We start from the raw sequence: 12,796 nt of genomic DNA, 5'->3' as shown, positions 1-12,796 counted from the left end.
GTAAGAATTTTCCGATGCACTTTCTTTTATTATTTTGCATTTTTATTTAAATAATATGTACATTTGGTGACATCATTATAGCACTTATTTTTCTTATTAAAAGGCTTTATTACGCTATTTAATCACTATTTACAGCTGTCATTACTTCTATTTGTAATTATATTTTTATTCGTTTTATTGTAAATAGTTAATATATTATATTAACAATATATTAATAAAATATTACGTAAAAATTTTGTAAAAAAAGTAAGTAAAAAATAAATCAGTGTATAGAAAAAGCCCCAGACTTATGCTATCCTTTCTTCATAAGTCTGAGGCTTTGATTCTATTTATTCTTTGCATTTTTCCTGGGTCTTTGTTGCCCAAGGCAGGTATTGATCCAAGGTTTCGGTATCTTTGAAGTTTGCTGTATTGGGCAGCTTTTCAAAAAGGTATTTCAGATACCGTTCGGGGGCCAAGTCATTGGCTTTGGCTCCTTTGGGGCGGTAACTGCGTCTTTCTATCTTTTTTCCACTTTATGTGTCACTGCGCTCAAGGCCGCAGCCATCGGTACGGTGAAGATGACGCCGAAGCTGGCTGAGAAGCCTTTCATGATTTCAATGCCGACGGCATTGGAGTTGATGAGCTGCAGGTACGGCAGGTCATAGGCGTAGTCCAGGAGCCACACGCCGAGGGATCCGCCGAAAAAGGCCAGGATAAGGGTCGTCGACATGGTGCCCATGACGTCGCGGCCGACGTTCATGCCTGCCGTGAACAGGGCCTTGCGGCTGATGTCTGGCTTGTGCCGTTCCAGTTCCGCACAGGCGGCGGTGACGTCCATGGCGATGTCCATGACGGCGCCGAGGCTGGCGAAGAGGATGCCGGCAAAGAGGATCTGGCCGACGTCGATGAGGGTATTCTGGGCGACGAACATCAGGTTTTCGATATTCGATACGTTATAGCCCGACAGGTTGACGGCATGGCCGAAGAGAATGGCCGCCAGGCAGGCTGTCAGGATACCGCCCAGGGTAGCCCCAAAGGCAGCCAGGCTCTTTTTCGTCCAGCCGTTGATGAGGTACATCGTCGCAGCCAGGACGATGACCGACGTGATGACGGCCGCTGCGACGGGTCCCATGCCGCGCAGGACCATGGGGAAAAAGAGGAAGAGGAAGCAGATACAGGTGAAGATCAGGGCCACGGCGGATTTGACACCTTTTTTACCGCCAATGACGCTGAGCAGGATGAGGAAGGCCGCTACGTAGAGATAAATGGGCAGGGACCGGTCGACGTTGTATACGGTGTGGACGCCCATGGCGCCGACGTTGGCCGAAATGACGATGACCGCCATCCCCGGCTGGCAGACGGTCCCAAAGAGAAGACCGTTCGGGCAATTCGCCTGAACGGTCTGTCCGGCATCAGGGCCATCTTCCAAGCGCAAGGTGACGATCTGATCGCCCACGCGGCTGCCGTCTTCCTGCAGATTATCGCGGACAATCTCGACGACGCGGGCCTTGGCAAAGACCCGGCCGTCACTGTTGACCAGCTGCGGTTTATCGACCTGGTTATACTGCCAGAGGAAGAGGCCGCCTGCTACGATCATCACGACGATGACGACCAGGCGGAACCAGCGGGAGTGGATCATGTTCAATCCTTGACGATGCTGTACGAATCGTCGATGGGCGTACCCGTTTCGGCGTCATACGTGTTGATGGTGAAGGTGTCTTTAGTGATGTGTACGACGGAATAGGTCGGACGCCATAACTGGCTGCGGGCGGCGACATAGTCCTGCTTCTGCGGGATGAGGTTGTAGAATTTGGAACCCGTTGCCGAGTTGGAAGACATGTAGAAGACGCCCTTCGGGTTATGCAGGACGCCCTGCTGCATATCGGCAATGGTATAGCACAGGTTCTGCGATTCATAGTTGCTCTTGAAATCACTGTTCTTCAAGGCCTTGTTGAGCAGGGAATGGGTCTGGCCGGTCTGGCCTTTGACTTTCATGTCGGCGAAGTCGGCATGCTGTTTGCCATCGCTGCTGAGCTGGTACGTGCGGGCATAGGTATGGTCATGGCCCTGGAGGACGACGTCGATCTTATTGGCATCGTAAATCGGCGTGAGCTGCGTCCGCAGGAGAATGCCGTCGGAATCGGAGTGGTCCAGACCGCTGCCGTAGATGTCCTGATGCATGACGACGATACGCCATTTCGTATCGGGATGGGCTTTGATGGCCTTTTCGATGAGGGCTTTATGGTCGGCGGCGTTGTAGTTGTTGGCGTTGATGACGATGAACAGGGCATTGCCATAGGTATAATAATAGCCGTGGCCGGCCTTGGTCGGATTCGTTTCTTCCGTAAAGGCATTCGGTACGTTGAAATGGTTCTGATAGCCGCTGGTCAGGCAGTCGTGGTTGCCGATGCTCGAAGCTTCCGGCAGGCTGCGCAAGGCGGCAGCCGAGAGATAGCCGGCATACTGGTATTCCTGGAGCTGGATCTTATCCGGGCTCTGGTCTTCAGCCGGTTCGTTGATCTGGTCCCCAGGCGATACGAGGAAGTTGATTTCCGGATGCTGGCTCAGGGCTTCATTCAGTGTCTTATTCCAGTTATAGGCATCGTTGCGGGCTGCAATTTCGCCGGTCTGTTTGGCATTGCCTTCTGCCGGTGTCTGGCCAGCCGAGGCGCCGATCTGCGGGTCGCCGACATACATGAAGGTGAAGTCGTCCGGATTCCCTGTCTTGACCGGCTGGGCAGCCTGCCAGGTCCCGTCAACTTTGACCTGATACCAGTAGGTCTTTTCAGCCTTCAGCCCTTTGGCCGTGACTTTATTGGAATAGTACTGGGTCCCGCTGATGACGGTACCAGCCGTATTCGTCCCCTTGAAGGTCTTGGCCCGTTTCATATCCTGGTTGTCAGCAATACGGACTTCGGCTTTATCTGCGTTATCCTTAGAGTACCAGCCGAAATTGAGCTGTGTCGCATCGGCACCAGGTGCGATAGAGACTTGTTCGTAATTGGTCTTGATGGAGTCCCAGTTGGCCTTCCACTGCTGCCAGTCCGTATCATCGGATACGGCCGTCCGGGTCGTGACCTGCGGCGTCAGGGACGCATCGTTCCAATGTTCCGTGGCGGCAAAGACGCCGAACGAAGCCATGCACAGGACAGCTGCGACGGCAGCGGCTGCTGCTTTCTTATGGTTGTGAATCTGAAATGGACACATGATTTCAACATCTCCTAAGTGTAAGTAAGAATTAATCCTGTGCCCTATCGTAACGTCTTTCTGTAATCCCTGTTTATGAATTCCGTCAAAAAACGGTAAAAAAAATATGACCGTTTGGTAGTTGCACACAGCTACAGTCATGCTATACTTGATTTAGATTAAGGTTATACAATATTCAATCACATTACCTACAGAGGATATATAATGGAAGCAAAAATCAAGGATCTAAGTGCGATTCCCGGTATCGCCGAGAATCTGCCCTGTTGTTTTTACGTGGCCCAGGCAGCCCCACCGTATCAGCTGCTCTATGCCAATGCGGAGATGCTGCGGTTATTCGACTGCCGGAATTTCGATGAGTTATGGCATCATATCCAAGGTGATGTGTGGAATGTCGTCGCCCTGGATGACCGCGAGCGCGTCAAGCAGGAAATCCTGCACGAAATGAAGAAAAAGGATGGCCGGTTCTCTCATATCCGTGGCCATCTCTTCACGCGCACGAGCCGCATCCGCTATGCCGACATCTCCGGGCGGCCCGTTGAAACTGAGTCCTATGGCAGGGTCTATTACTGCACCCTGCAGGAAATCGACATTCCCAAGACGGGCGAGACAGTGGACCGCGACGTCCGCGACTATGTCATCAATCATCTCGACGAGGCCATCGAGAATCATTGGATTCAGGTCTACTACCAGCCCGTCATCCGTACGCTGACAGGCGAAGTCTGCGGCATGGAAGCCCTGGCCCGCTGGGTTGACCCGCAGTTGGGCTTCCTCTCGCCGGCGTCCTTCATCCCCGTCCTGGAGCAGGTCCGCCTCATCCATCGCCTGGATGCCTTCGTGCTCGACGAGGTCTGCCATATGCTGAGCCAGCGCCTGCGCCACGACCTGCCCATCACGCCGGTCTCGTTCAATCTGTCGCGCTATGACTTCAACATGCTGGACGTCTTCTCGCTCATTGAAGCGACGCGCACTGCTTATGACCTTCCGCGCGATTTCCTGCATGTGGAAATCACCGAGAGCGCCCTCGCCCAGAACGCGTCGGCCGTCCATCAGGCCCTCGACCAGCTGCACCATGAGGGCTATGAAATCTGGCTCGATGACTTTGGCAGTGACTATTCGTCGCTGAATATCCTCAAAGACTACACGTTCGACCTCATCAAGCTCGACATGGAATTCCTGCGCAGCTTTACCGAGACATCGCGCTGTATCATCCGTTCCGTCGTCTCCATGGCCAAGGACCTCGGCCTCAAGACCCTCGCCGAAGGCGTAGAAACCAAGGAACACGCCGAGTTCCTGGCATCTATCGGCTGTGGCCGCCAACAGGGCTACTACTACGGCAAACCGCGCCCGCTGATAGGGACACTGGCCCACATCAAGGCCGAAGGCCGCCGCATCGAGCCGCGCAAATGGTGTCATTACTACGATGCCGCCAGCATGGTCATCCACCAGACGGACCGGACGAGTGCCCTCTTTGATGTCCAGGAAGACGGACGCTTCCAGTTTCTTTACGCCAACCAGGCCTACCGGGAAGAAAGCCAGGCGCTGGGCTATCACCTGCAGGATATCGCAGATAACCTCAGTAATCCCAGCCACCCCATCGGCCAGACCTTCCGGAATTGTCTCCATCGCTCGTGCACGACGAAGCAGACCGAGTCGTTCTGTTATATCGACGGCGGCGATTATGTCAACGCCCACGTCCGTACCATCTGCGAGATGAATCACCACTATCTCGTCCATGTCGAATTCGAGAACCTCACCCGGAGTCATGCCGGGCTGCAGCAGGAAAAACTCGATGACCGTCTGCGCTACCTCTACAATATGTTCGACGATGTCTGCCTCATAGACGTTCACAACGATACCATGGAACCGCTCTACTTCCACACGGATGGCGAACAGGCCTTCCCACAGGAACCGACGCACGGCATCCACCAGGCCCTGCAGCAGTTTGCCAATCAGACCATCTACCCTGATGACCGTAAAGACTATCTGTCCTTCTGTGAGCCCAGTACCGTCATTACCCGTATCCGTCAGAGTTCGGACGGCCGGATATCCCGGTCCTTCCGGACCCGCAACCAGCAGGGCAATTACGTCTGGCGGGAATGTACAGCCGTCCTCCTGTCCAGCGGGCAGACGCCGCTCATACTGACGGCCAGCCGACGCATCGACAGTCCCCATGCCGTACTGGCGTCCCCCGATTCCCAGCTGGCACTGCCGGCCCTGCTCTGGCAGAATTTCCAGGAATATACACCATTCTGCTATTTCTGGAAAGATAAGGACCGCCGCTTCCTCGGGGCGACGAAGGCTTTCCTGCGCCATTACGGTCTGACCTCCCAAGCGGACATCATAGGCAAGACCGACGAGGATATGAACTGGCATACCGACGGCGAATCATACCGGCAGGATGAGCTCGCCGTCCTGCACGAAGGCCGGACCGTCGAGAACGTAGCCGGAGAATGTATCGTCAAGGGCATCCCGCACCGCATCACATGCTACAAGCGTCCCCTCTATCAGGACGGTCAGATTATCGGCCTGGTCGGCTTTTTCCTCGATGCCAACGAAATCTATCGCAAGGTATACCAGAACCTGCCATCCCCCTATATCGACCCGGATACGGAACTATACAATCGGCCGGGTTTCCTCGGCGAGCTGATCCGCTATCAGGAAAGGTATCGCCAGCATCATAGTGCCTACGTCCTCATTCTGCTCGAACGGCATCGAATCATGGACCAGCAGAACACCTACGAGGTATCGGTCCAGCAGTCCCTGGTGCGCAAAGAAGCCCGGATTCTGCGCCAGATAGCCGGCCAGGATTCCACCATTGCCCGTATCCAGACAGAAACCTTCGCCGTCCTCCATCATGAAGAGGACCCCTCTGCCTCCTACCGGCTCGCTCAGGACCTCCGCCGCAACCTGGAGGCCATCCATGAAATCGACGGCAACCCGGTCACCATCACCTTCCGCTGCAGCATCGTCCACAATACCGACCCCAGTCTCCGCCAGCATCCTGACCGGAAAGGAAGCCGCGTCAGCTCCATCTACCGCCTGGCCAGAGAACGCCTGCGTCACGCCGAAAAGTAAACCAGCAGCTCATCGATTCCGTTCATGACTTTTCTGCCGCCAATATGCGGCTTCAATCGTATCTTTTTCAATGCCTTCGCCTTTTTCCAGGGCGGAGGCATAATTTTTCATGCCCTCTGGATAGCCAGATTCGGCAGACTGGGCGAACCAGTAAGCCGCCTGGCAGAGGTCGTGGCGGACACCGTGGCCGTCGCGATAGAGGACGCCCAGGTTATTCTGGGCCGGCCCGTCGCCGGCCATGGCCGCTTCGTAATACCAATGGGCTGCCAGTTCCCAGTCCTGAGGGACGCCGCGGCCCGTCTCATAGAGATAGCCCAGGTTATTCTGCGCGATGGCATTGCCCTTTTCAGCCGACTGGGCGTACCAGTACGCGGCCTTTTTATAATCCCGCTTCCCGGCATAGCCGAACTGATACATGATAGCCGTATTGCACTGGCCGTCGGCATCGTCGTGCCGCGCCGCCCGGCCGTACCAGTGCAGGGCCTGGGCATAATCCTGGGGCAGGCCGTATCCCGTTTCATAGAGATGGCCCAGATTATTTTCTGCTGCCGCATAGCCCTGATTGGCAGCCCGGCGATACCAGTAGATGGCCTGCTCCAAATCGACTTCATTCCCTAAGCCATACTCATATTGGTACCCCAGATTATACTGACTGGCTGCATGACCGGCCTGCGCCGCCCGCTGGTACCAATAGATAGCTTTCTTATATAAAACATCTTTATCTTCTATATCGGCATCGAAGGCTTCAAAAAAATACTCGTCGCCCATTGCGCATTGAGCAAAGGCGTCCCCCTCAAAAGCCTTCTGTTCTTTTTCGTCCATATACGGTCCCTCCTAACAAACTAAGTGTAGAGGAATCCCCCTTCTTTTGTCAAACATATTTTTCGACTTTTCTTCTTTTGACCTATTGACTTTTTGACTTTTAACGATATAATATTACTAGAGCTTGAGGAAAGCTCCTCAGAATGATATCTTCTCTTCCACCATAAGTAAGGAGGTCTTAATTATGGGAAACGAAAAATATACACAAAAGGTCATTGAAGCCTTCCAGTCTGCCCAGCAGATCGCCGCGCTCCACTATAACCAGGAACTGTCGTCGGTCCACATGCTCATGGGGCTGACAAAAGAACCGGAAGGCCTGCTCCAGACGATTTTCTCGGAATGTCACACCGACGTCCCCATGCTCCAGGCCCGCTTGGAACAGTTATTGAAGAAGATCCCGTCCGTCAAGGGCTCCAGCCAGTTGTCCATGTCGACGGAAATGGTCCGTGTCATCGGCAAGGCCCAGCAGCTGGCCGACTCCATGCATGATGAATACATCAGTACGGAACACATCCTCATGGGCATCGTCAGCGAAAGCGACGACGAAGTCCAGCAGTTGTGCCGCGAATTCGGCCTGACTCAGGACAAGATCATGAGCACCATCAAGGCCAACCGTAAAGCCAACGTCAACAGCGATAACCCGGAAGAAAACTACAAGGCCCTGGAAAAATACGGCCGCGACCTGACCGCCGCTGCCCGCCAGAACAAACTGGACCCGGTCATCGGCCGTGACGACGAAATCCGCCGTACCATTGAAATCCTCTCGCGCCGTCGTAAGAACAACCCGGTCCTCATCGGTGAACCTGGCGTCGGCAAGACGGCTATTGTCGAAGGTCTGGCCCGCCGTATCGTCAGCGGCGACGTACCGGAATCGTTGAAGAACAAGACCCTCTACTCCCTCGACATGGGCTCCCTTATCGCCGGGGCCAAGTACCGTGGCGAATTCGAAGAACGACTCAAATCGGTCCTCAATGAAATCGCGAAATCCGACGGCCAGATTCTCCTCTTCATCGATGAAATCCACACCGTCGTCGGCGCTGGCGCTTCCGAAGGTTCCATGGATGCCGGCAACATCCTGAAACCGATGCTGGCCCGTGGCGACCTGCGCTGCATCGGCGCTACGACGCTCAATGAATACCAGAAATACATCGAAAAAGACGCCGCTCTGGAACGCCGTTTCCAGCCGGTCATGGTCGACCAGCCGTCTGTCGAAGACACGATCACCATTCTCCGTGGCCTGAAAGAACGCTACGAAGTCCATCATGGCGTCCGCATCCGTGATAAAGCCCTAGTCGCTGCCGCCGTCCTGTCGGACCGCTACATTTCCGACCGCTTCCTGCCTGATAAGGCCATCGACCTCGTCGACGAAGCCGCCGCTAAGCTGCGTACGGAAATCGAATCCATGCCGACGCCGATCGACGAACTGCGCCATAAGATCATGCAGCTGGAAATCGAAGAACAGTCGCTGAACAAAGAAACCGATGACGCTTCGAAAGAACGCCTGGCCAAGATCACGGAAACGAAGAATGAATTAAAAGAAAAAGAAAGCAAACTCAAAGCCCAGTGGGATACGGAAAAACAGTCCATCCTGCGCACCCAGGGCCTGAAGAAAGAAATCGACGCCGTCAAGAGCCAGATGGCAGAAGCCGAACGCAACTACGACCTGGCCAAGGCTTCGGAATTGAAATATGGCAAACTGCCGGAACTGCAGAAACAGTTGAAAGACCAGGAAGCTTACCTGGCAGACCATCAGGATTCGCAGCTCCTCAAAGAAGAAGTCGGCGAAGAAGATATCGCCCAGGTCGTCAGCCGCTGGACGGGTATCCCGGTCACCAAGATGATGACGGGCGAACGGGAAAAACTCCTTCACCTCGACGAAACGCTGCATAAACGGGTCGTCGGCCAGGACGATGCCGTCCGCGTCGTCAGCGACGCTATCATCCGCGCCCGTGCCGGTATCAAGGACCCGAACCGTCCGATCGGTTCCTTCATCTTCCTCGGCCCGACCGGTGTCGGCAAGACCGAACTGGCCAAGACCCTGGCGGAAGCCCTCTTCGATGACGAACGCAACATCATCCGTATCGATATGTCGGAATACATGGAAAAACATACCGTATCCCGCCTGATTGGGGCTCCTCCGGGATATGTCGGCTATGATGAAGGGGGCCAGCTCACCGAAGCCGTCCGCCGTCGTCCGTACAGCGTCATCCTCCTCGATGAAATCGAAAAGGCCCATCCGGACATCTTCAACGTCCTCTTGCAGATTCTCGATGATGGCCGCCTGACCGATGGCAAAGGCCGTGTGGTCAACTTCAAGAACACTATCATCATCATGACCAGTAACCTCGGCTCCCACGAAATCCTCGAATCGAAGGATTATGACGAAGCCAATGCGAAAGTCCGTGAACTGCTCAAACAGTACTTCCGTCCGGAATTCCTCAACCGTGTCGACGACATCGTCGTCTTCAAGGCTCTCCAGAAAGACCAGGTACGCAATATCGCCGCTATCCTCCTGGAACGCCTCGGCAACCGTCTGGAAAAACAGGTCAAGATCCACCTCACCTGGACCGACGAAGCCCTGCAGGAATTGGCCGACAAAGGCTTCGACCCGCAGTTCGGGGCCCGTCCGCTGCGCCGCCTGATCACGCATACCGTCGAAACGGCCCTGAGTCGCGACATCATCGCCGGTACCATCCGCGAAGGCGATACGGTCACCATCGGCTTCGACGGCAATGACTTCACCTTTACCCCCATGCGCGCCCATGCCGCGTGAGTGAGTGGAGCCGTCAGCAGTCAGCAGTTAACAGTTAGCTGTATGTGGAGAACCTTATCAGACACTAACCCCTAGCTGCTAGCCCCTAACCCCTGGAAGTCAGCCGTTAGCCGTTAGTATATGGAAAACCTTATCAGACACTAACCCCTAGCTGCTAGCCCCTAATCCCTAGCCAGCAGCTGCGGCTGGCGCACAATGGACCCGTTCCTGATGCAGAAAAACATCGGGAACGGGTCTTTTTTTCTGTTTACAATAGCCCGAAAACAGTATATAATAAGCTGTAACTAAGTAACGGGTGGAGATTTATGAACAACACATTAGGAAAACATGTACTCATCGATTTTTATAACTGCAAGGCTTCCTTTGCCGAAGCCGAAGATTTGCAGCCCTTGGTAGAGCGCGCTTTCGACCTCGTCGGCGCCCCTGTCGAAGGGATTACATTCTTCCATATCGACGACGAACTGACGTGTATTGCCGTTTCCGGCAACGCGCATATTTGTATTCACGCCTATCCTCCCCTGTCCTATGTGGCAGTGGACATCTACAGTTTTAATATCGACCTCAAGACGAGCCAGATCATGAGCGCCCTGAAGGTAAACCTCCGCTCTGACCGCATCAAGGCGACAAGTATCCGCCGCGGTGATTTCGGCTCCATCCGCGACATGCGCCCGAAACGCAAATCGAAGATCACGACGGCACGGCGCATGAAAAATACCGGCGCACGCATCAAGAAGACGAGTGTGAAGATGTTCAACATCCTCCGTCATCCGCAGAAAGTACGCCGGTCGCATCGGACGACGAACAAGTGACACGTTTGCAGATGAAAGGGTTTGTTGGTCATGTATATGGTATCGTTAAAACAGGCTGCGGGCATTGCCCGGGAAGAAATGACGTCTCTCGACGCCATTACAGCGGAATTGCTCAATTTCATACAGTTGAAAAGTCAGCGCTTATATATGCATTCCCTGCAGGTCGCTAACTACAGCGTCAGCGTCGCTGCCAAACTGACACTGCCCAAGAGTGAAATCGAACAAGTGAAATATGCAGCACTCCTCCATGACGTAGGACTGCTCTTCGTGTCCAATACCCTGCTGGCCAAGATGCCCTACCTCAACCGCTCGGAAAAGGCACAGTACAAGCGCCATGCCGCAGCCGGCGGCAACATGCTGGAAAACATTCCCTGCTGCCAGGACATCGTACCCTATATCCGCTATCATCATGAACACTGGGACGGCTCGGGCTTTCCCAAACACCTGCGCGGCGCCAACATCCCCCTGGGGGCGCGCATCATCGCCGTCGCCGATTACTACGACATGATCATCAACCCATCTGCCGAATTCTGGGCCAAAACCAAAAAACAGGCCGTCCGCGAACTCTTCAGCGCATCGGGCCTGCTCTTTGATCCGGAAGTGGTCAAGGCTTTTATTGAAACGCTCGGTTAATAACATATTGTAATCAAAAAGCGCTGTCGCTTGAAGACAGCGCTTTTTTTAGGGGCTAGGGGCTCGTAAAAGCCTGCCATTATATTCAAATGGGCTGTGATGAAATCTCTCTGGCGGGCTTCCCTCGGGAAGCCCCTACAATTCGGCCATTGGCCTTTTTTTGCGGTCTGCAAGACCGCAGCGACCTGCGGCCGGCCACCTGCGAACTGCGGTTCATTTCCATCGCAGTGTGGACAAAAACCTTAATCTATCACATAATAACGGCTTGACGAAAATTAATAAATGACGTTATAATAGAAACGAAAAGAGGTTCCACCGATAGACGGTTGGTCTCAAAGTTAATAGTCACAAAAGTAACCGCTTAAGATTGGACTCGAGGGCGGTTATTTTTGTGTTTTATTTGAACTTTGACCTAAGGCATAACCGATGGCAAATGCGGCCATACCGAAAGATAGTATACTGATAAACAGATCCACCGTTAAAGTCATTGTCCTCCCCTCCTTTCCATTTGGATTGGAGGGGCACACAAAGTTCCTCCTGGAAAAGCAAGGGACCAACCGCCTACCGTTTTAGGCAGAACCTCGGATTTAGTATATCATAGGCAGACATTGCCGTCTACTTAAAAAAGTTCGATTCCATCATCAAAAGCATCGTATAATAAGGGGCTGTCGCACGAAGGTTTTTGCCATCATGCGAGGCCCCTTTAACTTAAAAGTTTTTCGTTCGTAGTTCATCGTTCATCGCGATGGATTGATATTTTTAATCTAAACTGTACCCTTTGTCAAGGACATTTTTAAAAGTTTATATCCCTTGTTTTTAGACAGGCACATGTTTCTTGTCCCATTCAGATGGACAGGGAACATGTGCTTATTTTATCTTCTAGCTTTCATCGTGCTGCTATGTATTGCTCTCATTCATTGACTGCTTCGATGGGCAACGTAGTACCTAACAAAGTAGCCGGTTTCCTGATTTCAGGAATCTTAGGAACCGAGGGGACCGCTAATGGGTAAATCCCGGTTGTGACGAACTGGTAGAATTCATTAGGTGATAACTTGGCCAGATGCCATTGGTATCGCTCGTTATTATAGTAATCGATGTAATCATCGATGATGGCTTTCACCTCCTCAAAGCTTTTGGATACTGCAATTTTTTCTTTGATGTAATCTTTCATGTGGCCAAAGAAGCTCTCCTGTGGCGCATTGTCCCAACAGTTGCCTCGCCGGGACATGGATTGCCTCAATTCTTTGTCATGAAGGATTTCGATAAAACGATGGCTGGTGTAATGGCAGCCCTGATCCGAATGTACGATGGTTTCGGCATGAAGGGAGATGCCATGGTCGTGAATCAGCTGATTCACGGTTTCCAGCACGAATTCAACCGCCAGGGAATCACTGACAACATAAGCCAAAATCTGCTTCGTAAAGGCGTCCAGGATTGTGGAAAGGTAGGCGAAGGTCCCGTTGTACGGAAGATAGGTGATGTCTGTTAACAAGAC

9 protein-coding genes are annotated in these 12,796 nt (G+C 53.2%); 4 read left to right on the top strand and 5 right to left on the bottom strand.

Annotated elements, in window-relative coordinates:
- Positions 1 to 329: 329 nt before the first annotated feature.
- From ACE418_RS11075 to ACE418_RS11065, 3 genes are read right to left on the bottom strand one after another with little or no spacing between them, the layout of a single operon-like run.
- On the bottom strand, positions 330 to 503 hold the full coding sequence (locus ACE418_RS11075; protein ID WP_416450678.1) for a transposase domain-containing protein: 174 nt from the start codon (positions 501 to 503) through the stop codon (positions 330 to 332).
- Complete coding sequence (locus ACE418_RS11070; RefSeq protein ID WP_416450664.1) at positions 500 to 1,621, bottom strand: YibE/F family protein; 1,122 nt, start codon at positions 1,619 to 1,621, stop codon at positions 500 to 502. The genes ACE418_RS11075 and ACE418_RS11070 overlap by 4 nt, the downstream gene beginning before the upstream one ends.
- A gap of 2 nt (positions 1,622 to 1,623) precedes the next feature.
- Entirely contained in the window at positions 1,624 to 3,189 is a 1,566-nt protein-coding gene (locus ACE418_RS11065; protein WP_416450663.1) for a purple acid phosphatase family protein, read from the bottom strand.
- Positions 3,190 to 3,393: 204 nt separating this feature from the next.
- Here ACE418_RS11065 and ACE418_RS11060 point away from each other — a divergent pair, with 204 nt between their 5' ends.
- Positions 3,394 to 6,264 (top strand): EAL domain-containing protein, encoded by a 2,871-nt coding sequence (locus tag ACE418_RS11060; RefSeq protein WP_416450662.1) that lies wholly within the window; start codon positions 3,394 to 3,396, stop codon positions 6,262 to 6,264.
- A 9-nt stretch (positions 6,265 to 6,273) separates the two neighbouring features.
- Here the strand turns inward: ACE418_RS11060 and ACE418_RS11055 are convergent, their stop codons facing one another.
- A complete protein-coding gene (locus tag ACE418_RS11055; RefSeq protein ID WP_416450661.1) occupies positions 6,274 to 7,086 on the bottom strand; it encodes a tetratricopeptide repeat protein in 813 nt (270 codons plus the stop codon).
- A 184-nt stretch (positions 7,087 to 7,270) separates the two neighbouring features.
- Here ACE418_RS11055 and clpB point away from each other — a divergent pair, with 184 nt between their 5' ends.
- From clpB to ACE418_RS11040, 3 genes are all read left to right on the top strand, one after another.
- The gene (gene clpB, locus ACE418_RS11050) at positions 7,271 to 9,859 is read left to right on the top strand and encodes an ATP-dependent chaperone ClpB (RefSeq protein ID WP_416450660.1); all 2,589 of its coding nucleotides are present in this window, start codon (positions 7,271 to 7,273) and stop codon (positions 9,857 to 9,859) included.
- A gap of 305 nt (positions 9,860 to 10,164) precedes the next feature.
- On the top strand, positions 10,165 to 10,668 hold the full coding sequence (locus tag ACE418_RS11045; RefSeq protein WP_416450659.1) for an S-adenosylmethionine decarboxylase family protein: 504 nt from the start codon (positions 10,165 to 10,167) through the stop codon (positions 10,666 to 10,668).
- Between the two features lie 30 nt (positions 10,669 to 10,698).
- Positions 10,699 to 11,301, top strand: coding sequence for an HD-GYP domain-containing protein (locus tag ACE418_RS11040; protein WP_020310851.1), 603 nt, complete (start codon positions 10,699 to 10,701; stop codon positions 11,299 to 11,301).
- Between the two features lie 910 nt (positions 11,302 to 12,211).
- On the opposite strand, the gene ACE418_RS11035 is transcribed toward ACE418_RS11040, so the two are convergent.
- On the bottom strand, positions 12,212 to 12,796 hold a 585-nt coding region (locus ACE418_RS11035), incomplete at its 5' end, for an IS3 family transposase (RefSeq protein ID WP_416450658.1).

Origin of the sequence: Megasphaera jansseni, assembly GCF_047974155.1 — a bacterium.
Taxonomy (GTDB): domain Bacteria; phylum Bacillota; class Negativicutes; order Veillonellales; family Megasphaeraceae; genus Megasphaera.
This window is presented reverse-complemented; position numbering and strand designations above follow the sequence as displayed.